At 67.8% G+C, this 21577-nt stretch carries 23 protein-coding genes; 6 read left to right on the top strand and 17 right to left on the bottom strand.

Going from position 1 to position 21577, the window contains the following annotated elements:
- Window positions 1-8 precede the first annotated feature (8 nt).
- The 8 genes from G6N35_RS23385 to G6N35_RS23350 all read right to left on the bottom strand — a co-directional run bounded on the left by G6N35_RS23385 (window position 9) and on the right by G6N35_RS23350 (window position 6461).
- On the bottom strand, window positions 9-1082 hold the full coding sequence (locus G6N35_RS23385) for an SDR family oxidoreductase (protein WP_163806530.1): 1074 nt from the start codon (window positions 1080-1082) through the stop codon (window positions 9-11).
- An 82-nt stretch (window positions 1083-1164) separates the two neighbouring features.
- Window positions 1165-1266, bottom strand: coding sequence for a 30S ribosomal protein bS22 (locus G6N35_RS23380; protein ID WP_003402602.1), 102 nt, complete (start codon window positions 1264-1266; stop codon window positions 1165-1167).
- A 113-nt stretch (window positions 1267-1379) separates the two neighbouring features.
- Window positions 1380-1646 carry a helix-turn-helix domain-containing protein gene (locus tag G6N35_RS23375; protein WP_163806528.1) on the bottom strand — a complete coding sequence of 89 codons (267 nt, stop codon included), beginning with the start codon at window positions 1644-1646 and terminating at the stop codon, window positions 1380-1382.
- 139 nt (window positions 1647-1785) lie between these two features.
- A complete protein-coding gene (proC, locus tag G6N35_RS23370; protein WP_163806526.1) occupies window positions 1786-2649 on the bottom strand; it encodes a pyrroline-5-carboxylate reductase in 864 nt (287 codons plus the stop codon).
- 28 nt (window positions 2650-2677) lie between these two features.
- Window positions 2678-3583 carry a thioesterase family protein gene (locus G6N35_RS23365; protein ID WP_163806523.1) on the bottom strand — a complete coding sequence of 302 codons (906 nt, stop codon included), beginning with the start codon at window positions 3581-3583 and terminating at the stop codon, window positions 2678-2680.
- 13 nt (window positions 3584-3596) lie between these two features.
- The gene (locus G6N35_RS23360; RefSeq protein ID WP_163806520.1) at window positions 3597-4442 is read right to left on the bottom strand and encodes a sugar phosphate isomerase/epimerase family protein; all 846 of its coding nucleotides are present in this window, start codon (window positions 4440-4442) and stop codon (window positions 3597-3599) included.
- A 7-nt stretch (window positions 4443-4449) separates the two neighbouring features.
- A complete protein-coding gene (locus tag G6N35_RS23355) occupies window positions 4450-5448 on the bottom strand; it encodes an Rv0497 family membrane protein (RefSeq protein ID WP_163806519.1) in 999 nt (332 codons plus the stop codon).
- A complete protein-coding gene (locus G6N35_RS23350) occupies window positions 5445-6461 on the bottom strand; it encodes a Ppx/GppA family phosphatase (RefSeq protein WP_163806517.1) in 1017 nt (338 codons plus the stop codon). The genes G6N35_RS23355 and G6N35_RS23350 overlap by 4 nt, the downstream gene beginning before the upstream one ends.
- A gap of 69 nt (window positions 6462-6530) precedes the next feature.
- On the opposite strand from G6N35_RS23350, the gene G6N35_RS23345 reads away from it, so the two are divergent.
- Together G6N35_RS23345 and G6N35_RS23340 are read left to right on the top strand one after the other, a co-directional pair.
- Window positions 6531-7307 (top strand): DUF3109 family protein, encoded by a 777-nt coding sequence (locus G6N35_RS23345; RefSeq protein ID WP_163806515.1) that lies wholly within the window; start codon window positions 6531-6533, stop codon window positions 7305-7307.
- A gap of 282 nt (window positions 7308-7589) precedes the next feature.
- Window positions 7590-9083, top strand: a complete 1494-nt coding sequence (locus tag G6N35_RS23340) for a sugar transferase (protein WP_246224485.1) — start codon at window positions 7590-7592, stop codon at window positions 9081-9083.
- Between the two features lie 23 nt (window positions 9084-9106).
- On the opposite strand, the gene G6N35_RS23335 is transcribed toward G6N35_RS23340, so the two are convergent.
- The 6 genes from G6N35_RS23335 to G6N35_RS23310 form a co-directional block, all read right to left on the bottom strand.
- A complete protein-coding gene (locus G6N35_RS23335; RefSeq protein ID WP_163806510.1) occupies window positions 9107-9793 on the bottom strand; it encodes a winged helix-turn-helix domain-containing protein in 687 nt (228 codons plus the stop codon).
- The gene (locus G6N35_RS23330) at window positions 9790-10992 is read right to left on the bottom strand and encodes a sensor histidine kinase (RefSeq protein ID WP_163806508.1); all 1203 of its coding nucleotides are present in this window, start codon (window positions 10990-10992) and stop codon (window positions 9790-9792) included. Before G6N35_RS23330 ends, G6N35_RS23335 begins: the two co-directional genes overlap by 4 nt.
- Before the next feature lie 127 nt (window positions 10993-11119).
- Window positions 11120-11875, bottom strand: a complete 756-nt coding sequence (locus G6N35_RS23325) for a phosphoglyceromutase (protein WP_163806506.1) — start codon at window positions 11873-11875, stop codon at window positions 11120-11122.
- Between the two features lie 97 nt (window positions 11876-11972).
- Window positions 11973-12488: a type III secretion system chaperone family protein gene (locus G6N35_RS23320; RefSeq protein ID WP_163806504.1), complete on the bottom strand. Its 516-nt coding sequence runs from the start codon at window positions 12486-12488 to the stop codon at window positions 11973-11975.
- Window positions 12485-13822 (bottom strand): D-inositol-3-phosphate glycosyltransferase, encoded by a 1338-nt coding sequence (gene mshA / locus G6N35_RS23315; protein ID WP_407664577.1) that lies wholly within the window; start codon window positions 13820-13822, stop codon window positions 12485-12487. Before mshA ends, G6N35_RS23320 begins: the two co-directional genes overlap by 4 nt.
- Before the next feature lie 45 nt (window positions 13823-13867).
- Window positions 13868-15160 (bottom strand): ROK family protein, encoded by a 1293-nt coding sequence (locus tag G6N35_RS23310; RefSeq protein WP_163806502.1) that lies wholly within the window; start codon window positions 15158-15160, stop codon window positions 13868-13870.
- 191 nt (window positions 15161-15351) lie between these two features.
- Here G6N35_RS23310 and G6N35_RS23305 point away from each other — a divergent pair, with 191 nt between their 5' ends.
- Window positions 15352-16101, top strand: a complete 750-nt coding sequence (locus G6N35_RS23305) for an SDR family NAD(P)-dependent oxidoreductase (protein WP_163806500.1) — start codon at window positions 15352-15354, stop codon at window positions 16099-16101.
- Here the strand turns inward: G6N35_RS23305 and G6N35_RS23300 are convergent.
- From G6N35_RS23300 to G6N35_RS23290, 3 genes are all read right to left on the bottom strand, one after another.
- Entirely contained in the window at window positions 16085-17440 is a 1356-nt protein-coding gene (locus G6N35_RS23300) for a L,D-transpeptidase (RefSeq protein WP_163806498.1), read from the bottom strand. The two genes, G6N35_RS23305 and G6N35_RS23300, sit on opposite strands and share 17 nt — an antisense overlap.
- 77 nt (window positions 17441-17517) lie before the next feature.
- Window positions 17518-18528 carry a hypothetical protein gene (locus G6N35_RS23295; protein ID WP_163806495.1) on the bottom strand — a complete coding sequence of 337 codons (1011 nt, stop codon included), beginning with the start codon at window positions 18526-18528 and terminating at the stop codon, window positions 17518-17520.
- 146 nt (window positions 18529-18674) lie between these two features.
- Window positions 18675-19736, bottom strand: a complete 1062-nt coding sequence (locus G6N35_RS23290; protein ID WP_163806493.1) for a UDP-N-acetylmuramate dehydrogenase — start codon at window positions 19734-19736, stop codon at window positions 18675-18677.
- A 26-nt stretch (window positions 19737-19762) separates the two neighbouring features.
- On the opposite strand from G6N35_RS23290, the gene G6N35_RS23285 reads away from it, so the two are divergent.
- From G6N35_RS23285 to G6N35_RS23275, 3 genes are read left to right on the top strand one after another with little or no spacing between them, the layout of a single operon-like run.
- A complete protein-coding gene (locus G6N35_RS23285; RefSeq protein WP_163806491.1) occupies window positions 19763-20269 on the top strand; it encodes a DUF2505 domain-containing protein in 507 nt (168 codons plus the stop codon).
- Between the two features lie 21 nt (window positions 20270-20290).
- Window positions 20291-20809, top strand: a complete 519-nt coding sequence (locus G6N35_RS23280) for a DUF2505 domain-containing protein (protein WP_163806489.1) — start codon at window positions 20291-20293, stop codon at window positions 20807-20809.
- The gene (locus tag G6N35_RS23275; RefSeq protein WP_407664636.1) at window positions 20769-21575 is read left to right on the top strand and encodes a class I SAM-dependent methyltransferase; all 807 of its coding nucleotides are present in this window, start codon (window positions 20769-20771) and stop codon (window positions 21573-21575) included. Before G6N35_RS23280 ends, G6N35_RS23275 begins: the two co-directional genes overlap by 41 nt.
- Window positions 21576-21577 lie beyond the last annotated feature (2 nt).

The raw sequence follows: 21577 nt of genomic DNA, 5'->3' as shown, positions 1-21577 counted from the left end.
TCACGATGTCAGCCACCCCAACGCTGCGCGACGGCGACGGCGCGGCCCTCCACCGAGCGTACCCATTTCGGGTCGATGATCGGTGTCAAACCCCGGCCACGCACGTAGTCGTCGAATGCCTCTATGGTCGTCCACTTCGGAGCAAAACCCAACTCGGAGCGCATCCGGGCGGTGTCCATCACGCGGCCGTACCGCAGCCAATCCATGTGATCGCGATTGGCTTCGGAACCCCCGGTGGCGCGTCGCAACGAATACAGTGCCCGAACCCCGGCACTGGACACTGGAAGCGCAATCCTGCCGGAGCGCCGGATCGCCTGCGACATCATGATGATGCCGTCGGCCCCGATGTTGAACGTGCCGGACCGGCCCGCGATCGTCGCCCGCTCCAGGGCCCCGAGCGCATCCTGCTCGTGCAGCAGTTGCAGCCGGGCATCGTGGCCGAGAACCGTCGGGACCACCGGACCGGCCAGGTAGCGCGAGAGTGCGGTGTCCATCGCGGGCCCGATCATGTTGGCCAGCCGCAGGATCGTCACCGCGATGTCCGGCCGCCGCCGGCCCAGCCCACGGGCATAGCCCTCGATGTCGATGCTGTCGCGGGCGAATCCCTCGCCGGGTGGACGGCGGCTACTGCTGTCCTCGGTGTAGACCACCGGGTCGTGCGGGTGGGAGCCGTAGACCTCCGAGGTGGACTTCAGGATCACCCGCCGCACCGACGGCGCCTTCTGGCACGCCGCGAACAGCTGCATGGCACCCATCACGTTGATTTCCTTCAACGTGGCCCGGCCACCGGACCGTGGTGCATAGGACGCAGCAGCGGCATGCACCACGGTGTCGACGTCGCCGTTGCGAATCACCTTGGCGATGAAGGGGTTCCGGATATCGGCGCGCACGAACTCGGCGCGGCCCATCCGGCGCAGTAGATCCTTGCTCGGGGCGATGGCATCGACGGCGATGACCTTGTTGATCATCGGGTTCTGCACCAGGCGGGCAGTCAGATACCCGCCCAGAAATCGGCAGGCACCGGTGACCAGCACAACCTTGGGGTAGTGCAGTATCTCGGTGTCGCTGCCGCCGGACTCCATCAGCACAGCCTATCGGGCCGAAGCCGGCCAGGCAGGTTTGCACGAACCGGGCCGGCGCGTGCTGCGCGGCCCCGGCAGCGGACTACTTACCGAGTTTTCTGCGCTGAACCCGGGTACGACGCAGCAGCTTGCGGTGCTTCTTCTTCGACATGCGCTTGCGCCGCTTCTTGATGACTGAACCCATGAATTCCGCTACCTAAATCCTCGCAGTGCCCGCAGTGGCGGGCGTGTCTCTCGTCCCGGTCACCTTACCTAAGCAGGTGGGAGGAACGGAAAACGGCCCTCGCCTGTCCAGGATCAGCCGGCGTCGAAGTACGAGGTCTCCAGCAGATCGTGGACGGCTTTGGCGTGCACCCGGAACGACCGGCCGACCCGCACCGCGGGCAGCTCACCGTTGTGCACGAGCCGGTAGACCGTCATCTTGCTGACCCGCATGAGCGAAGCCACTTCGGCGACGGTGAGAAATTGAGCTCGGGCGACTGGCTGCGCCTCAGCGCCACCGGCTTCTCGCGCCGATTTTCCGCCAGCCGCGTCCCGCGCCGATGGCCCGTTCATAGACGTCATCGCAACCCAATCCGTCAGGCACGGGCAGCTCCAGCGGCTTCCCCACCGCTGGCACCCACCCGTGCATACACGAGGAGAATAGCGTGGCGTGTGGGGTTACTGCGACGGGTGTGGGTCAATCCATCAGAAATTTCTTGAACTACTCTGATGTAATTCCTAGCTGCTCAGAGCGTGTTTTTGCGGCGTCGATGGCGGACTGGACCGCGGCCCGGATCCCTCCCCTTTCAAGTTCCCGCAGGCCAGCGGCGGTGGTGCCGGCCGGCGACGTGACGACGGCACGCAGCCGGGCAGGGCTGGTGTCCAAGCCCGGGTCGGCTCCGGCAGTTCGCTCGCCCTCGATGCGCTCGAGCAGCATGGCGGCCGATCCGGCCATCGTCTGCACCGCCAGGTCGGTCGCGACGGACCTGTGCAGCCCGTTGGCGACCGCGGCATCGACCAACGCCTCGACGAACAGGAAGAAATACGCCGGGCCCGAACCGGACACCGCGGTGACCGCGTCCAGCTGGCTTTCGGACACGGTCAGGACGCTGCCGACGCACTCGAACAATGCCGAAACCTCGGCCAGGTGGTCAGCGGTCGCGAAGCGGCCCTTGGCCAGCGCGCTGACGCCGGCGCCCACCAGGGCGGGGGCATTGGGCATCACCCGCACCACCGGGCTGCCAGCGGGCAACCGGGCCTCGTAGAACCCGATCGTCACCCCGGCGACCACCGAGACGAAAACCTGCTCGACACTATTGCTCTCGGCTTGGGCGGCGGCCTCGGCGATCTCGGCGATCACCGATTCGGCATCGGCCGGTTTGACCGCGACGATGACGAAGGAGGCGGTTTCCACCGCTTCGGCGACCGAGGCCACCCGCACGGCGTACTTCTCGGACAGGTAGCGGGCCCGGTCGGGCACCCGCTCGGTCACGGTCAGGTCCTTGACCTGCCGCCCCGATCGGAGGAGCCCCGCAAGGAGAGCCTCGCCCATACTGCCGCCGCCGATGATCGCGATTCTGGCCATGGGCAGACCCTAATGCCTTGTCGGGTCCTTACTGCGTTGGCACCAACGCCAGTTGGCGCGTCTGCACGATGAGGCGGCCGGTGCTGTCGACCACCGTGTGGTCCTCGTCGAACCAGTCCTGGCCGATCTGCGTCGCAGTGCACGCCACGCGCAACCAACCGTCGGCCGGCAGGCCGCGCAGATAGGCCGTCAGCTGCACGGTGGGCGCCCAGCCTCGCCGGTCGACGGCATAGGACACCGGCAGCGAGATATCGCCGCACATGAGAGCGAAGAGGACATCCACCGGACCCTCTTTGGGCCGCACCCAGATCTTGAAGAACGGCGCACCGGACTCGGCGAAGGTCTGGGTCAGGTCCGACCGGATGTCGCAGCCGCGCGCGAGGTGGTTGATGTCGGCGGCGGGATGGCCGGGGCCGATCGGCTCGATGCCGGGCGGCGGTTCGGGACTCATCACCGGCGTCACCGGGTTGACCGACAACAACGGCTCAACGAGGTGCTCCGGCTCACCGAGGGTGATGGCGGCGCGAACACAGGTGCGTTCCCCTTGCTTCAGTTCGACATCCACCAGACCGATCCGGCGCCCGCGTTTGCGCACCGTGGTGATCAATTGCACCGCACCGGGATCGGGTGCCGACAGGAAGTCCGCCGACACTGCGACGGGTTCAAACGCTGTACCTATCCCCGGGTCGCTTCGCTCCTGCCCGCCGGAACCTATCCCCGGGTCGCTTCGCTCTCCCCCTGGCCTTCGGCCGGGCGGTACCCCCAGCCCGCCGCTATCCCCATAGAACTCACGCGCCGCCTTGGCGCACAGCGCCAGCATGACGCCGCCGTGGATCTTGGGACCAATCGTCCAGTGTTCGTTGAGGTTTCCCTCGAAGCCCTGGCCGTCACCGAGTGGACGCAACGCCATCACGTCACCGAAGCGGGGAATCATCGTTGCTCTTCTCTCAGCGCAGCAGGTGGGTCCTGGCGAACTTTAGCGACTCACTGAGCAGAGCCTCGCGCTCAGCCCGGGTGCGAGCCCCTGAGGTGGTCACCTCGAGCACCACATGCCCGGCGAAGTCGCTGGCGGCCAACATCTGGCACACCTCGACGGTGGGCTGGGAGCCGTGCCCGGGCACCAGATGCTCGTCGGTGGAAGCGCCACTGCCGTCACACAGATGAAGGTGCACCAGTCCCGAGCCCATCCGCCGCGCCATGTCGAGCGCGTCGGTGCCGGCCGTGGCGGTGTGCGAGAGGTCGAGCGTGTAGTGGGCGTGATTGCCGTCCAGCGGATCGTAGGACGGTGCGAACGCGGAGATACCGACGCCGGGGTGGCCGCCGCGCTTGCGCATCCGCTCGATCGACGGCTGACCCGAGCCGAAGAACCGGTCGGCGCGGAACGGGAACATGTTCTCCACGGCGACCATGACGTCGCTGCGGGTCTCGAGTTCGGCGACCTGATCGCTGAACCCGTCGGCGTAGCGCCGCTGCCAGCGAAACGGCGGGTGCACCACCACGGTCTGCGCGCCGAGGCGCTCAGCGGCCTGCACACTGCGGGTGAGTTTCGGGATCGGGTTGGCACCCCAAACCCGTTGGGAGATCAGCAGACACGGCGCATGCACCGACAGCACCGGCATGTTGTATCGGCGGGACAGCTTCGCGATCGCCCCGACGTCCTGGCTGACCGTCTCGGCCCACACCATCAACTCGACGCCGTCGTAGCCCAGTTCAGCGGCGTACTCGAACGCGGCCTCGGTCCTCAGCGGATAGACCGAGGCCGTCGACAGACCGACCTTGATGGCTGGACGCACTGCCGAATCAGGTCGACGACAACAGGGCCAGCGGCCCGAACGTGACCAGCGCACCGACCGCGACCGCGATCAGTGTGCTGGCGAAATCCTCGGTCTTTCGGACCAGCCGCACGGCCGCCACCAGACCGAGGATGACCAACACCGACAGCACCAGCGCGACGATGTTGTTCCACCGCCACAGCTGGTCGAACGCGATGAACAGCCCGGCGCCGAACGCCACCGCGAGAAACGACTGGCCCACCGCTATCAACGCCCGCCACAACGCGGCGAGCTTGCCCTCGCGCGGCTCGGTGTCCTCGTCGTATACCGCGTCTTCGGTGGCTACCGCGGCAGCACCGCGGTCAGCGTCCTGGTCCTCGTCCTGAGCCACGCCGCGACGGGCCAGGTCGTCGGCCACGGTCTGTCCGCCGAACAGGGTTCCGCCGGACGACCGCAGATAGGACTGCAGTTCGGCGGCGCCGTCCTCGTGTTCCTCGGCGGTGACCGCCAGCGCCGCCTCGTCGACCGGGTCGAACGCCATCTGCTCGGCATCGGAGTCGGTCTCGGCCGCCGGCGCGGACGGCCTACGCAGCGGACGCGGATCATGGCTGCGTTCGGGGCCGCGTTCCCGCCGCGGCGTCGGCGCCTCGGAGCGCTGCGGGGGTACGGCGAACGGCCGCGGTGCCTCGGCAGTCACCGGCCCGGTATCGGGCGCCGGCGCCGAGCCGTTGGTGGCGGTGCCCGCCGTCGTCTCAGGCACCTCGACGGCCGGTTCCTGGGCGGTGTCGGCGGCGTCGTCGGTGACCACGTCGTTGACCGCGTCGTCGGTCTCGTCCTCGCGGACGATGGGGATCGCACCGGTGCGGATGATGGGAATCTCGCCGGTGAGCTCGGCGACGGTCACCGCATCGCTGTTACCGCGGCGGCGACGGCGACGGCCGCTGACCGGCGGGGAGCCGATCGTGCCGTTCTTGGCCAGCAGCTCGGCTACCGAGATGGGCCGGCTCGGCGTTTCATCAGTAGTCATCGTGTGCCTCTCGATCGGGCAGGAGTCGGCCGATCAGAATTCGTGCTTCCAGCATCCCCTACGGACGTTTCCACCAGGGCAGTTCCATCGGCTTCACTGTCGAGTCGGCGCAGGATGATGCCCTCGCGCAGAGCCCACGGGCAGATGTCGACGTACTCCAATGAGAGTGCTCGCATACTCGCCTCCGCCACCAGAGCACCCGCCACGATCTGCGGCGCCCGCTCGGCGCTGACTCCTTCCAACTCGGCCCGGTCAGCCGTGGTCATCCTAGAGATGAAAGATATGAGTTGCCTCAGACCGTTGGCCGTGAGCGTGCGCTTGACCCGGGGCCCGGCTCCCGACGGCGCGGCACCGGTGAGCCGCGCGAGCGAACGGAACGTCTTGGAGGTCGCCACCGCGAGGTCGGGCTCGCCGGCGGCCAGCACCGCCGCGGCGGAGGCGGCCAGTTCGTTGTCCAGCCAATCGCGCAGCATGGCCACCCGGCGGCGGCCGGGCGGATCGTCGGGCAGCCATTCACGGGTCAGTCGACCGGCGCCCAGCGGCAGGGACATCGCGACCTCGGGGGCCTCGTCAACGCCGTTGGACAACTCCAGCGAGCCACCGCCGATGTCGAGGTTGATGATCCGGCCAGCACTCCAGCCGTACCAGCGCCGCACGGCCAGGAAGGTCAGCCGCGACTCGTTGGCACCGGAGAGCACCTGCAAGTTCACCCCGGTCTCGGCGAGCACCCGGGCCAGCACCTCCTCGGAGTTCTTGGCGTCGCGCACCGCCGAGGTGGCGAACGCCATCAGGTCCGCACATCCAGAACTGGCAGCGATCTTGGCGAACTCGTCGACGGTATCGACCAGCTTGTCGGCACCGCGGCGGGTGAGCTTTCCGGAGTCGTCGATCGCCTCGGCCAGACGCAAAGCCGCCTTGGTCGAACTCATCGGGGTGGGGTGGCCGCCACGATGGGCGTCGACCACCAACAGATGAACCGTATTGCTGCCTACGTCGAGCACGCCGAGTCGCACGTAGAACAACTTATCTGTACCGGGCCGCCCGAGATTCGGGGCGCAGCGTTTTCGTCTACCGTTACCACTGTGACGCATGGGCACCCTGGCGAGGTTGAACTGGACTTCCCCCGCGAATGGGTGGAGTTCTACGACCCGGACAATCCCGAACACCTGATCGCGGCCGATCTGACCTGGCTGCTGTCCCACTGGACCTGCGTGTTCGGCACCCCCGCCTGCAAGGGCACCGTCGAAGGACGGCCCGACGACGGCTGCTGCTCACATGGGGCGTTCCTGTCCGACGACGACGATCGGGCCCGGCTCGACGACGCCGTCAAGCAGCTCACCGACGAGGACTGGCAGTTCCGCGACAAGGGCCTGGGCCGCAAGGGCTACCTGGAGATGGACGAGTACGACGACAAGCCCAGTCTGCGCACCCGCAAGTACAAGGGCGCCTGCATCTTCCTCAACCGGCCGGGATTCAGTGCCGGCATCGGCTGCTCGCTGCACACCAAGGCGCTCAAACTCGGCGTCGAACCGCTGACGATGAAGCCCGAGGTCTGCTGGCAGCTGCCGATCCGCCGCGTTCAGGAATGGGTGACCAGGCCCGACGGCAGCGAGATCCTCAAGAGCACGATCACCGAGTACGACCGCCGGGGCTGGGGCGAGGGCGGCGCTGACCTGCACTGGTATTGCACCGGAGACCCCGCTGCACATGTCGGCACCAAGCAGGTCTGGCAGTCCTACGCCCCCGAACTGACGGAGTTGCTGGGCGAGAAGGCCTACGCCGAACTGGCTGCGATGTGCAAACGACGCAGCGGTTTCCCGCTCATCGCAATGCATCCTGCGACCCGCGCGGCACAGTAGCCCCACCAGCACGATCGGCCGGATCCGCATCCCGGTTCGATTTCGCTGTGAATTTGCTGACTTTTATTTAGCGAAAATTTTCTTTGTGACATACATCACAATCAGGCTGGTTGCCGGTTTACCCGTGCACCCCTAGTCTTCTTAGCTAGCGCATCAACTGGGGGGAAGATGCAGTTGGCCCTCTAAGAGACTTGGTTGTTAGCTTTGACCTCCGAAATCGTCAGTTCTCCCAATAGCAAGCGGGTTTTGCTGCCAGCCAAGGTTCGCCGTAGCTACAAATCTGTGCACGATTTCGGCGACGATTCACTGCCGCTCACATCGGGGATTATTCGCTCAGATCGTGAGATCTGGCACAGATCCTATGCCCGCAAGCTGTTGCTCAGCGATTGCCTGATCATTTGCTTCGCCGTCGCAGCCGGACAGCTGCGCTTCGCCGGACAACCGCCGGACCTGGGGTTCCCCTGGCCGGGCTCGCCCCTGGTGGGCTACACCGCGGTCTCAGCCGCGGTTGCTCTGCTCTGGATGGTGTTCCTGAGCCTCGTCGGCAGCCGATCGGCCCGCGTTGTCGGGCACGGCAGCGAGGAATACGCGATCATCGCGCTGGCCACCTTCCAGCTCTTCGGGCTGATCGCCATCATCTCCATGCTTGCCCACATCGAGCTGTCCCGCGGCTACCTGGCCATCGCGCTGCCGCTCGGGGTGATCGGCCTGATGTTCAACAGGCGCTACTGGCGCCGCAAGACCTCGCGCCGGCGCGTGCGCGGTGAAGACCTCACCTCGGTCCTGGTGGTCGGCACCCCCCGGGTGGCCGCCGACATCGCCATCACCTTCGACAAGGATCCCGAAGCCGGCTACCAGGTGGTCGGCATCTGCACCCCGGACGGTCCGGTCGAGGGCGCTGAAGTGGTCACCGTCGGCGGCACCGCGATCCCGATCGTCGGCATGGACGAGGCCGTCGTCGACGCCGTCCGCCGCACCGGAGTCGGCACCGTCGCACTGGCCGCCACCGAGCACCTGCGCCCAACCGAGATCCGCCGGCTGATCTGGGAGCTGGACTCGCTGGGAGTCGACCTGATCGTGGCCCCCGGCCTGGTCGACGTCGCCGAGCAGCGGCTGCGCAGCCGGCCGGTGGCGGGGATGGCGATGCTGGAAGTCACCAAGCCCCAGTACAACCGGGCCAACTCGCAGGCCAAGCGCGCCTTCGATATCGCTTTCAGCTCAGTGGTGCTGCTGCTGATGTCACCGGTGTTCCTGGCTGCGGCAGCGGCGGTGAAACTGTCGAGCCCGGGCCCGATCTTCTACGTTTCGGAGCGGATCGGCCTCAACGGCACGACGTTCCGGATGTTCAAGTTCCGCAGCATGTTCGACGGCTCGGACACCCGCGCGGCGGCGATGATCGCGGCTACCGAGAGCAGCCCGCTGTTCTGGAAGGTCAAGGACGACCCGCGGGTGACGCCGGTGGGCAGGTTCCTGCGCAAGTTCAGCATCGACGAGCTGCCGCAGTTCCTCAACGTTCTGCGCGGGGAGATGAGCGTGGTGGGCCCGCGGCCGCAGGTGCGCCGCGAGGTCGATTCCTATGACGACCTGGTGCGCCGTCGGTTGGCCGTCAAGCCCGGCCTGACCGGCCTGTGGCAGGTCAGCGGCCGGTCCAACCTTCAGATCGAGGATGCCGTCCGCCTGGACCTGACCTACGTCGAGAACTGGTCGCTGTGGCAGGACCTGGTCATCATCGCCAAGACCCTGCGCGCTGTGCTGCACAGCGAGGGCGCGTACTGAGGCTGGCCCCCCGGGCCCTGGGCTCAGCCTTCCAGCTTGTAGCCCAGGCCGCGCACTGTGACCAGGTGCACCGGGTTGGCGGGGTCGGCCTCGATCTTGGAGCGCAACCGCTTGACGTGGACGTCGAGGGTCTTGGTGTCGCCGACGTAGTCCGCGCCCCAGACCCGGTCGATCAACTGGCCGCGGGTCAGCACCCGTCCGCTGTTGCGCATCAAGTACTCGAGAAGATCGAATTCCTTGAGCGGCAACGTGATCGGCTCTCCGTTGACGGTGACGACGTGGCGTTCGACGTCCATCCGCACCGGGCCGGCCTCCAGGATGGCGTCGCCGAGGCTGGAATCGTCGGCCTCGGTCCCGCGGCGCAGCACCGCCCTGATCCGGGCGATCAACTCGCGCGCGGAGTACGGCTTGGTGACGTAGTCGTCGGCACCGAGTTCCAGGCCCACGACCTTGTCGATCTCGCTGTCGCGGGCGGTCACCATGATCACCGGCACGCTGGAGCGGGCACGGAGCTGCTTACAGACGTCGGTCCCGGTCATGCCCGGCAGCATGAGGTCGAGCAGCACGATGTCGGCGCCGGAGCGGTCGAATTCGGCCAGTGCCGAGGGGCCGTCACCGACGACGGTCGCCTCGAATCCCTCCTTGCGCAGCAGGAAGGCCAGCGGGTCGGCGAGCGACTCCTCGTCCTCGACGATCAGCACATTGGTCATTGATTTTCTTTCTCTTCGTCGCGAGCCTCGCTGGTGGTGGACTCGTCGTCGGTGTCGGAATAGGCGGGTATGGACAGGGTGAAGGTCGAACCGGTGCCGGGCTGGCTCCACAGCCGGATGGCGCCGTTGTGGTTGGCCGCCACGTGCTTGACGATGGCCAGCCCCAGGCCGGTGCCACCGGTGGCGCGCGACCGGGCCTTGTCGACCCGGAAGAATCGTTCGAAGACGCGCTCCTGATCGGCGCGGGCGATGCCGATACCGCGGTCGGTGACGGCGATCTCGACGTTATTGCCGCGGCGGCGCCGGGAGATCGACACCTTCGATCCGTCGGGTGAGTAGGCGATCGCATTGGAGATCAGATTGGCCAGCGCAGTGGCCAGCAGTGCCGGGTCGCCGAGCACCTGCAAGCCGCTCGGTGCGTCGGTCGTCACCGTGATGTCGGCGTTGTCGGCGGCCACCTTGTGGCGCGAAATCGCTTCGCTGACAACGCTATCGACCTCAACGACCTCGAGTTGCGGCAGTGGTTCGGCACCCTGCAGACGGGAAAGTTCGATGAGTTCACCGACCATGCTGGCCAGCCGCTGCGACTCGGTGAGGATCTTCTCGCCGAACCGGTGCACGGTCTGCGGGTCTTCGCTGGATTCCAGCAGGGCCTCCGCCAGCACGCCCATCGCGGCGACCGGGGTCTTGAGCTCGTGACTCACGTTGGCCACGAAGTCCCGCCTGCTGGCCTCCATGCGGGCCTGCTCGGACTGGTCGTCGAGGTAGACCACCGCAAAGCGCGGGTCCTGATCGGTCAGCAGCCGCACGTGTCCGCGCACCTGCAGTCCGGAGCGGCCGGCAGCGGCTCGCCGCGGGGGCGACAGATCGACCTCGACATCCTCACCGGTGGCCAGCGTGTGCTGGGCAGCCTTCCAGGCCCGCTCGTCGAGCAGCCGGTCACGCACCAAGCCCAACTCCACCGCCCGGTCGTTGATGAAGACCACGTCGCGCATCCGGTCCACGACGACGATACCGATCGGGGCCAGCGTCACCACGTGCTGCAGCATCTGCGAGACCGTGACGCCCGCTTCGGTGATCGCGCGGCGCTGCCTGCGCTCGAGGATGCGCGGAGTGAGTCCGGCCCCGACCCCGAGACCAAGAGCGAGCGCACCTAGCGCCGCGACGGTGACCAATAGTGCCACCGAAACAACACTCACGCGAAAATCGTACGCACTCGGTGAACGTCATCCCAGCAGCGTGCGGCCAAATCGGGTTACGTCACACGTACTGGCCGATGAGTTCCACGGCCGTTCACCCGGTGTTCGCCGGCGACAGCGGCCCGGATTACTTGGCGCCCTGGTTGGCCACTGCCGCCGCGCCCGCCGCGGCGGCCTCGGGATCCAGGTAGGTTCCGCCGGCCACCAGCGGCTTCAGATCCGCGTCCAGGTCGTAGCGCAGCGGGATGCCGGTGGGGATGTTCAACCCCACAATGTCCTCGTCAGACATGCCGTCGAGGTACTTCACCAGCGCCCGCAACGAGTTGCCGTGCGCCACCATCAGCACCGTCTTGCCGGCCCGCAGATCCGGGACGACGGTCTCCTCGAAATAGGGCACGAACCGTGCCACCACATCGGCCAGGCATTCGGTCAATGGGCCGCCGCCGATGTCGGCGTAGCGCGGGTCGGCGTCCTGGCTGTACTTGCTGCCCTTCTCGATGGGCGGCGGCGGCGTGTCGTAGCTGCGGCGCCAGGTCATGAACTGCTCGTCGCCGTACTTCTTCTTGGTCTCGGCCTTGTCCAGGCCCTGCAGGGCGCCGTAGTGCCGCTCGTTGAGGCGCCAGCTGCGGTGCACCGGGATCCACAGCCGATCAGCGGCGTCGAGCGCCAGATGAGCGGTGGTGATGGCGCGGCGCAGCAGCGAGGTGTACAGCACATCGGGCAGCACGCCCTGCTCGGCGAGCAGCTTGCCACCGCGGACCGCCTCGGCGCGGCCCTTGTCGGTCAGGTCGACGTCCACCCAGCCGGTGAACAGGTTGAGCGCATTCCATTCGCTCTCGCCGTGGCGGAGCAGGATCAGGGTCGCCGCAGAATCCGTTGCCATGTCGGGAAGTCTCTCACGCATGGTGCTCGGCCGAGTGGCCAGATACGTCACAGATCGCGGCCCGTGGCGTGGCACAACTGGCCACTGGGCGCAGCGATCAGTCGTCCTCGTCGTCGTCGATCAGATGCTCGAAGGCCTGCAAATTCTTCAGTGACTCCCCCCGGGCCACCCGCCAGGCCCATTCCTTCTGGATCGAGGACTTGAAGCCCAGCTCCAGCAGGGTGTTGAAATCGGTGTCGACGGCCTCGAGGACCTGACCGAGCACCCGGTCGAGCTCATCGGGGCTGACCGCCTCCCGCGCGATGCGCCCGATCAGGTAGATGTCGCCGATGTTGTCCAGCGTGTAGGCCACCCCGTAGAGCCTGCGGTTGCGCTTGAGCAGGAAGCGGTAGACGCCCTGGTGGTTCTCGTCGGGCTGGCGGCAGACGAAGGCCTCCACACGCACCGAGTGTTCCCCGATGCTCAGCAAGGTATTGGTCTTGAGCTTGCGCTCCCCCGGCAACTCGACGATCAGCCCGGGCAGCCCGCCGTGCGAACCCTCGAACCGGGTGTAGGCCAGGTCGTTGTCGATCAGCGTCTTCTCGATGATCTGCTGGACCTCGGACCGGTTCACGCCCGCACCCCTCTGCGCATCGTCCAGCGCCGACCGTTGCGCCGGGCCAGCAGATCGCGCGCGGCACTGTGCCGGTGGCTGCTCGCGTAGTCGGTGATCGCCCGGCCGTAGCTGGTCATCAGTCCGTCAACAGTGCTGTCCCAGGAGAACTTTCGAGCATGCTCCACAGCGGCGAGACTCAGCTGGGCAGGGTCACGCCGCAGTAGCGCGTCGATGGCGGCGGCCCACTGGCCGGGCTGGTGCCCGGGCACCAGGCTGCCGCTGACGCCGTCGTTCACCGCGACCGGCAACCCACCGACCGCGGCCGCCACCACCGGGGTGCCGCACGATTGGGCCTCCACGGCGACCAGCCCGAAGGATTCCGAATAGCTCGGCACCGCAACGAGATCCGCGGCGCGATAGACGTTGACCAAGTTCTCCCGGGACTGCGGGGGCAGGAATGTCACCCGGTCACTGATCCCCAGCTCACCCGCAAGGGCCACCAGCGCATCCGGTGCGGCCAGGCCGCTTCCGGACGGGCCGCCGGCGATCAACACCCGCACATCGGGCAGCAGTGCGGCGGCGCGCAACAGGACGTCCGGCGCCTTGAGCGGTTGGATACGACCGACGAAGGCCACTACCTTCTCCTCGGCCGCCATCCCCAGCGCGGCCCGCGCCGCGAACGTGTCCCCCGGCGTGAACGTCTCCAGGTCAACTCCGGGATGCACGACGTCGATCCGGGACGGATCGGCATTGTGCAGCGAAACCAGTTGCTGCGCTTCGTCTTCGGTGTTGACGATCAGCCGGTCGGCCTCGTCGACCACCTGTTGCTCGCCGACGGCTCGCAGCGGCGGCTCCGGTGAGTCACCCTCGGCCAAGGTGGCGTTCTTCACCGCGGCCAGGGTGTGGCTGGTGTGCACCAACGGCACCGCCCAGCGGTCCCTGGCCAGCCAGCCCACCTGCCCGGACAGCCAGTAGTGCGAATGCACGATGTCGTAGTGCCCCGGCTCGTGGGTCGCCTCCGCGCGCAGCACACCGGCGGTGAACGCGCACAGCTGGGTCGGCAGGTCGTACTTGTCGAGACCCTCGAACGGTCCGGCGACGACGTTGCGGACCAGCACCCCCGGAGCCACTCGCACCACGGTGGGATCGGCCGAGGAGGTGGCCCTGGTGAAGATCTCCACCTCGACGCCGCGGCGGGCCATGTGCAGCGCGGTCTGCAGCACGTAGACGTTCATGCCACCGGCATCACCGGTGCCCGGCTGGGCCAGCGGCGAGGTGTGCACCGATACCACGGCGACGCGGCGGGGCAACACATCGGACGAGCCGTCGCTCAGATCCCGGGCGTGCCGCACGCCTCCATCTTTACACCCACCGCCGCAGCAGCCGGTTCGGGGATCTCAGGCCGACACGTCGGGGCGACGGTTCTGGGACCGGCGAAGCGCCCCGATCGGGTCGGCGTACAGGCCGCCGAGCGAGACGATGCCCGCACCGGCCTCCTGCACCCGGTTGCCGAATGCGGTGACCCGGATGTCGCGGGCCGGCAGCACCGAACGCGCCGCGAACTCCGCTTCCACGTGCTGCATGCCCTCGGGGTACTCGGTGAAGGCCTGGCCGCCGACGATCACGTCGTCGGGATTGAGCATGTCGCGCAGCAGCGCCACCGCCCCACCGAGCACCCTGGCCCGCTCGGCCAGCAGGTCGCGGGACTCGGCCGCGCCGGGCGCGTCACCCTGGCGGGCGGTGCGCAGCAGCGTCGCCATCGACGCGCTGGGCCCCGACGCCGGGATGAGTCCACGCTTGCGAGCCGCGGCCAGCACCGCCTCGTCGCTGACGGTGGACTCCAGCTGACCGGTGCCACCCAGGACGTCGGACTGCACCGGCAGCGCCGCGATGGTGCCCGGACCGCTGGCTGGGCTGTGCACCCGGCCACCGATCACAAGGGCGAAACCGACTGTCTCACGGGCATATACGTAGAGGCTGCTGGCCGTCGGCGACGGTGCGCGGCGCATACCGAGCAACAACTCGGCGCCGGCGATCGCATCGACATGGGAAGCCACCGACACCGGCAGGCCCAACGTCTCGGCCAGTACCGGACCCACCGGCGCCTGGGTCCAGCCCAGCCGCGAGTGGTCGACATGTCCGGTGAAGCTGTCGACCACCCCACCGATGGCGACGCCGACCCACAGCGGACGCCGACGGTGCCACCGGCTCAGGTAGCGACGCGCGCTGCCGGCCAGCGAGGCCAGCGCCTGGGCCTGCCCACCGCGCGGGGTAGGGGTCTCGACCGCATCGAGGGTGCGTCCGAACAGGTCGGTGGCCACGATGCTGGTGGTGCGCGCACCGATGTGGATGCCGAGGGTCAGGAACGGTTCGTGGTTGACCTCGACGGGCACGCGGGGCCGGCCGATGGCGCCGGATACCGCGAGGTCGGCGCGCTCACGCAGGATTCCGGCGTCCAGCAAGGCGGTGACCTGGCGGTTCACCGTGGCGATCGACAGCTTGGTGACCTGGGCGATCACGTCGCGGGCGATGGCACCGCGCTGACGGACGGCGGCGAATACCGCCGCGGTGGCCGCGTCGGGGATCCGCAGCGACGGGGCGACGATATGGTGCCGGGTCCGCAGCGGATGCGGGCGGGATGCAGCGACGCCGCGGGCCGGGCTATGGGAGGAAAGAGTGGTGGTGCGCATCGGGTGTCCTTCTCGAGTCTGGGGCGGGATCTGTGCCACGCCTGGCGACTTCGAGTGGGACGAAAGGAATGTCCGGTCGGGTCAGACGCAGCGAGTCGCGTGACAACAACACGCGATGTGCGCGACCAGACAGCTGGTCAGACCGATTCGGATCACGGGGAAAAGGTAGCACAGTTACTAGAGTTGGAGCGATGACGACTCCAGATGCCCATTCTCGCGTTGCCGTGGTTACCGGCGCCAGCTCCGGGATCGGGGAGGCGACATCGAGAACCCTTGCAGCACAAGGCTTTCACGTGATCGCGGTGGCCAGGCGCGCTGATCGCATCCAGCAACTCGCCGACGAGATCAGTGGGACAGCCGTTGTGGCCGACGTCACAGACGGCTCCGCGGTGGAGGCGCTGGCCGCGGGCCTGAACCGGGTGGACGTGCTGGTCAACAACGCCGGTGGTGCCAAGGGCCTCGAACCGATCGCCGACGCCGACCTGGAGAACTGGCGGTGGATGTGGGAGACCAACGTCATCGGCACATTGCGGGTCACCCGCGCCCTGCTGCCCAAGCTCATCGCGTCCGGTGACGGCCTGATCGTGACGGTGACATCGACTGCGGCGCTGGAGGTCTACGACGGCGGCGGCGGGTACACCTCCGCGAAACACGCCCAGGGCGCCCTGCACCGCACGCTTCGGGGCGAATTACTCGGACAGCCGGTCCGGCTCACCGAGATCGCGCCCGGGGCGGTGGAGACCGAGTTCTCGCTGGTGCGCTTCGGTGGCGACGAAGACCGCGCGCAGGCGGTCTACAACGGCATCACGCCGATGGTGGCCCAGGACGTCGCGGAGGTCATCGGCTTCGTGGCCTCCCGCCCGTCCCACGTCAACCTCGACCAGATCGTCCTCCGCCCCCGCGATCAGGCCAACGCCCGCCGGTTCAACCGCCGGGCGTGACCGAGCTGCTCGTCGGGCTCGACGAGCTCGACGTGGTGGTCGGGCTCGGGGTGGTGGTGGTCGGGGTGCCCGACAGGGTGGGCGCATCGGTCGGGGTCGCGGGCGCGGTGCTGGGCATGCTCGACACCGGTTTGGTGTCGCTGAGCGCCGACATGGATTTCCATTCGTCCCAGTCCACTGCCCAGTCCCAGATGTCGCCGTCGGCGTAGGACAGCTGGATCGAGGTGCCGGTGACCTCGACCGGGTCGCCGTAGATCGCGGTGTTGAAGTACTGCTCGGCGTCCGCGGTGGACAGGTTGATGCAGCCGTTGGTGACGTTGGTGTTCCCCTGCGCCCCGGAGGACGCCGGGTTGGCGTGGATGAACTCGCCGTTGTTGGAGATTCGCACCGCCCAGCGTTCGTGGACGTTGCTGTAACCGGCGGCCTGGTTGGTCATGTAGAAGTCGGCGTATTTCTCGCTGACCACGTGAATGCCGCTGCGGGTGACGTTGCGCGGCTTGTCGGCCTCGCCGTAGCTACACGGGAAATCCATGATCACCCCGGCGTCGGTGATCACCTGGATGCGGTGCGATGTCGAGTCGGCCTTGACCACCTGACGGCGGCCGATGTCGAAATCCAACGTGGAATCGGCGGCACCGTAAGCGTCATCGCCGAACTTCACGCCGTAGAGCCGCGCATCGACGTGCACCTTGGTACCCGGCTGGTAGTAGTCCCGGGTGCGCCAGTGCAACCGGGAGCCTTTCGCCTCGTCGGGCAGCCAGGCCCAGCTGCCCTCGGTCGGCGGATCGGTGACGACCGTCATCGCGCGTTCCACGTCGGGCTTGTGGGCGTTGTCGATTGCGGCGTCGAACTGCATGATGATCGGCGCGGCTACGCCCACCGTCTGGCCGTCCGACAGCTGGAATTGGCCGTTGACCTGCGTGGTGGGATTGAGGGTGACAAACGACGCGGCCACCGGGCTGGCTTTGCCGTCACGGCCCACCACCGAGCCGGTCCAGGTGTAGACCGCACCGAATCCCAGCGGCTCGGTCACGGTGAAGGCCGTGCGATCGCGGTTGAGGGTGCCCGCGACCGGCTTCCCGTCGGCGTTCGTCAGCGCCACCCGCTGCAGCCAACCGTCCTTGACCTGCAGGCTCACCGGCGCAGTCGGCACGACGTCCTTGGCGGCGTCGGCCGGAGTGAAGGTGAGCGTGGGCTTGGGTGGCGGGGCCTGCTCGGCGGTCTTGGTGCCGGGCAGGTTCGAACAGGCTGCCAGCGCACCGGGCGCAGCAACGCCGAGCACCAGCGCGGTCAGGGCCCGTCGCCGGTTGATCGGCAACGGTTGGTCGGCTGGGCTCACGTCAATCCAAGATACGGAAAGCCACCGTCAACCTGCCAACTGCCGGGGTGTGGCCATGGCCTCACCCCGGCAACTCCTCAGATGCCGAGGATCTTGAAGAAGGCCGGTGCCGCCCCGCCGAGCTGGGTTCCGGCGAAGTCGATGCTGCCGCCCACGATGCCGATCTCGGCGCCGCTCGTCTGGTCGACGTAGCTGTAGTCGCCCCAGGTCAGCGATACCGGACGCAGCGAGGAGAACAGCCCACCGACCGGGATGTGGACGACGACGCTGGGCCCGGTGCTGCCGCCATTCTGCAGCGGCAGGTCCAGGGTGCCCGCACCGAACAGCAGGGCATTGGTGAACTGCGGCGCGGCCTGCGCCCAGGCACCGAACGCCCCGAGGATGTTGCCGCTGCCCAGTGCGGTCACGACGCTGTGCAGGCTGTCGTAGGCGGTGAGGCCCGCGTTGATCACCGCGCCCGCGACGCTGGCGACGAACGCCACCGGAGCCGGAACGGCGAACGTGCCGCCGGTCAGGGTGCTGGTGCTCTTGAGCGGCGAGGTCGTGAACGTCGTGGTGCCGGCCAGTGCGAGCGTGGCGTCACCGATCGGGGTGGTGGCGTTCACGTTCAGCGACAGCGGGCCGCTCTGGCCGAGATCCGGTGCGCTGACGTTGGCAACCAGCGAAATCGGTCCGAACGGCGTGTTGATGGTCTGGTTGAACAGCTGGCCGCCGATGGAATTGGCCGTCACCGCGGTGGCGGGCCTAGCCTTGGCCGACGACTGGGACAGCGCCGCGGCGGCGCTGAGCGGGACCGCGTTGACCTTGGCGCTACGAGCGCTGGCCGCGGTGGCCGTCACCCCGGCGGTCGGTGCGTTGACTCGCTTGGCCGAGGCCACGGACGTGGTGCGGGCGGGCCCGGCATCCGGCTTGCTGTCCGATGCGGAGTTCGACGACTGATGGCGGCCGGTGTCCGCCTGAGCGACTCCGCCCGCACCGGCCAGGGCTGCACCGACGCCGAGTGCCAGTGCGCCGGCACCCAGCCACGTCCTGAGCTCCAGCATCCGGGTACGCCCGTGCGGTGCGATCGACACATTTCCACTGGCCATTTCGAATCCCCCCATATGAGCGAACAACTCCGGAAGCTCTTTACCCCCGAACTATTTTCCTCATTTTTCGTCGCCTGGGTTAATTTTCGGAATTCCCGGAGGTTAATTCTCTGGGTTGTCCGGCAGGTCCGGCTGGCCGTACCCGTCTAGAGAGCGCAGCCGACCAGTACCGGTTCGGGTGTCAGGGTGATGCCGAAGGTGTCGCGCACGCCGTCGCGGACCGTGCGGGCCAGCGCCAGTACGTCGCTCGTGGTCGCGTGGCCCCGATTGGTCAGCGCCAGTGCGTGTTTGGTGGACAGCCGGCACCGCGCTTCCGGGCCCGGGTAACCCTTACCGAACCCGGCTTGCTCCACCAGCCAGCCGGCAGCCAGCTTCACGCCGTCCGGTGCGGGATAGTGCGGCACCGGCCCGTCATGGCGAGCCTGCAGTGCCTCGAACCGCTCAGCGGGGACGACGGGGTTGGTGAAGAACGACCCCACGCTCCAGGTGTCGTGGTCGGCCGGGTCCAGCACCATGCCCTTGCGGGCTCGAAGCTCGAGCACCGTTCGGCGCACGTCCGCAGGCTTGGCCCGCCGACCTGGCTCGACGTTGCACGCAGTGCACAGTTCGGCGTAACGCAGGGGCGCCGAAACGCCGACGGTATCCAGGGCGAACTCGACCTCCAGCACCACCGCGTCCGAGGAATTCTTGAGCACGCTGTGCCGGTAACCGAACTCCAATTCGCCGGCCTGGGCCCAGCGCACCTGCCCGGTGCGACGGTCCAACAGACGCACCCTGGTCAGGCTGTCGGCCACTTCGACGCCGTAGGCGCCGACGTTCTGCACCGGGGTGGCGCCGGCCGAGCCGGGGATGCCGGACAGACATTCCAGGCCCCCGAGGCCGCGTTCGATGGAGGTGGCAACCACGTCGTCCCACACCGCACCCGCCTCGGCCCGCAGCAGCGCCCCCTCGACCGCTACGGTGCGGTTGGCCAGCAGCACGACGGTCAGATCCGTGAGGTCGTCGGCGATCACCACGTTGGAGCCACCTGCCAGCACCACGACCGGGTCCTGACCCTGATCGAGGCGGTGCAGCGCGGCCGCGATCTGATCGGTGGTGGTGCAGGTGATCACCCGGCGGGCCACCGGCCCGACCCGCAGCGTGGTCAACGAGGACAACGGCACGTGCTCGGCAACCGCCGCGCCGCCGTAATCCTCCTGGGGTGTCACGCCCCGTAACGGTAGCCTCACCAGCTATGCCGCGTTCATTCGACATGGCCACCGACTACGAAGGCAGCGTCGAACAGGTTCACGCGGCGTTCCGCGACGAACAGTATTGGCTGGCCCGACTGGCCGACTCCGGCGCCGACGACGCCAGCCTGGACTCCTTGCGGCTCGGTGCCGATGGCAGCGTCGACGTCGTCACCACCCAGATCCTGCGAGCCGACCGCCTCCCGGGCATCGTCACGCAGTTCCATCGCGGCGATCTGCACATCAAGCGCACCGAGAGCTGGACCGGCCTGGTCGGCGACCGGGCCGAAGCGTCGGTGGACGGGGTGATCCCCGGCGCGCCGGTCACGCTGACCGGTGCCGCCCAGCTGACTCCCGCAGATGTGCGGGCGCACTTGGCTTTTCGCGCCACGGTCGAGGTACGCATACCGTTGGTCGGCGGCAAGGTGGAAAACTTCATCGGCAACCAGCTGGTGGACCTGTTGATCGCCGAACAGCGTTTCACCACCAGGTGGATCACCGAAAACGGGTGATCGCGCCGGTAGTGTGACGTCATGTCCCGCCGTATGGACTACGTGGTCGCACTCGACAAGCCCGCGCCCGACCTCTACGTGAGCTTCACCAGCCGCGAGTACTGGGAAGATCTGGTCGCCGAGCATGCCCGGCTCTACGAATCGACGCTCACGCATTTCTCCTCCGGAGCGGGCGGCACCGACATCGTGTTCACCCACACCCTGTCCAGCAAGGATCTGCCGTCGGTCGCGGCCGCCGTCGTCCCGCTGAACCTGACGGTCACCCGCGAACAACACTTCGACCCGTTCGACGCCGCATCCAATTCGGCGCGCGGGCACTACAAGGCGCTGGTGCCGTCGGCGCCGATGGACTTCGGCGGAACCTACGTGCTGTGCGAGTCGTCAACCGGCAGCGAGTTACGACTCAACAGCGTCTGCACGGTCAAGGTGCCATTGATCGGCGGGAAGATCGAGGAGTGGGTGCTGGGCGGTCTGCACGGATTGTTCGACAACGAACGTGATTTCACCCGGGACTGGATCGCCGGCCATTACCAGAACTGACCGGCCGGTCGGTGTTCCCACCCGGGGCACCACCAACGCCAACCGACTGCGCCGCGCCGACCGCTGGATACTGAACTCGCCACGGGTGCGCTCGGCGCTGGAGTCGGCCGCCGACCCACTGGTGGTCGATCTGGGGTACGGACGGCTGCCGGTGACCACCCTGGAGATGGCGGCGCGACTGCGCGCGCTGCGTCCCGACATCCGGGTGGTGGGTTTGGAGATCGATCCGCAGCGGGTGGTCCCGCCGGTCGACGGGGTGGAGTTCGGCGTGGGCGGGTTCGAACTCGCCGGGCTGCACCCAATCCTGGTGCGCGCGTTCAACGTGCTGCGCCAGTACCCCGAGGAGGCGGTGGCGCAGGCCTGGGACGTGATGCGCGCGAGGCTCTCGCCGGGCGGGTTGATCCTCGACGGCACCTGCGACGAGTTGGGCAGGCGCTGCTGCTGGGTTCTGCTCGACGGGGCCGGGCCGGTCAGCCTCACCCTGGCCTGCGACCCGCGCCATATCGACCGGCCGTCCGACCTGGCCGAGAGACTGCCGAAAGTCCTTATCCACCATAATGTTCCAGGCCAGCCGATCCATGATCTGCTCAGCGCGGCCGACCGCGCCTGGGCCGCATCGGCGGGGCATTCGGTCTTCGGGCCCCGCGACCGGTGGCGGGCCATGATCACCGAACTGCGCAACGCGGGTGTCGAGATGGAACCGCAGCGACGCAACGCCCGTGATGCGGTGCTCACCGTTCCGTGGTCTTCGGTGGCACCCCTCTAGGC

The sequence above is a fragment of the Mycolicibacterium anyangense genome (genome assembly GCF_010731855.1).
GTDB classification, from domain to species: Bacteria; Actinomycetota; Actinomycetes; order Mycobacteriales; family Mycobacteriaceae; genus Mycobacterium; species Mycobacterium anyangense.
Note: the sequence above shows the minus strand (reverse complement) of the source record. Positions and strands in the feature narration are given on the sequence as shown.

Bases quoted from the DNA above. Each gene is read 5' to 3' on its own strand.
- G6N35_RS23285 (WP_163806491.1), top strand. From the start codon at position 19,763: ATGCCGCGTTCATTCGACATGGCCACCGACTACGAAGGCAGCGTCGAA.
- proC (WP_163806526.1), bottom strand. From the start codon at position 2,649: ATGGCCAGAATCGCGATCATCGGCGGCGGCAGTATGGGCGAGGCTCTC.
- G6N35_RS23325 (WP_163806506.1), bottom strand. From the start codon at position 11,875: ATGGCAACGGATTCTGCGGCGACCCTGATCCTGCTCCGCCACGGCGAG.
- G6N35_RS23280 (WP_163806489.1), top strand. From the start codon at position 20,291: ATGTCCCGCCGTATGGACTACGTGGTCGCACTCGACAAGCCCGCGCCC.
- G6N35_RS23335 (WP_163806510.1), bottom strand. From the start codon at position 9,793: ATGACCAATGTGCTGATCGTCGAGGACGAGGAGTCGCTCGCCGACCCG.
- G6N35_RS23310 (WP_163806502.1), bottom strand. From the start codon at position 15,160: ATGCGCACCACCACTCTTTCCTCCCATAGCCCGGCCCGCGGCGTCGCT.
- G6N35_RS23375 (WP_163806528.1), bottom strand. From the start codon at position 1,646: ATGACGTCTATGAACGGGCCATCGGCGCGGGACGCGGCTGGCGGAAAA.
- G6N35_RS23305 (WP_163806500.1), top strand. From the start codon at position 15,352: ATGACGACTCCAGATGCCCATTCTCGCGTTGCCGTGGTTACCGGCGCC.
- G6N35_RS23355 (WP_163806519.1), bottom strand. From the start codon at position 5,448: ATGACTACTGATGAAACGCCGAGCCGGCCCATCTCGGTAGCCGAGCTG.
- G6N35_RS23295 (WP_163806495.1), bottom strand. From the start codon at position 18,528: ATGGCCAGTGGAAATGTGTCGATCGCACCGCACGGGCGTACCCGGATG.
- G6N35_RS23385 (WP_163806530.1), bottom strand. From the start codon at position 1,082: ATGGAGTCCGGCGGCAGCGACACCGAGATACTGCACTACCCCAAGGTT.
- G6N35_RS23365 (WP_163806523.1), bottom strand. From the start codon at position 3,583: ATGATTCCCCGCTTCGGTGACGTGATGGCGTTGCGTCCACTCGGTGAC.
- G6N35_RS23380 (WP_003402602.1), bottom strand. From the start codon at position 1,266: ATGGGTTCAGTCATCAAGAAGCGGCGCAAGCGCATGTCGAAGAAGAAG.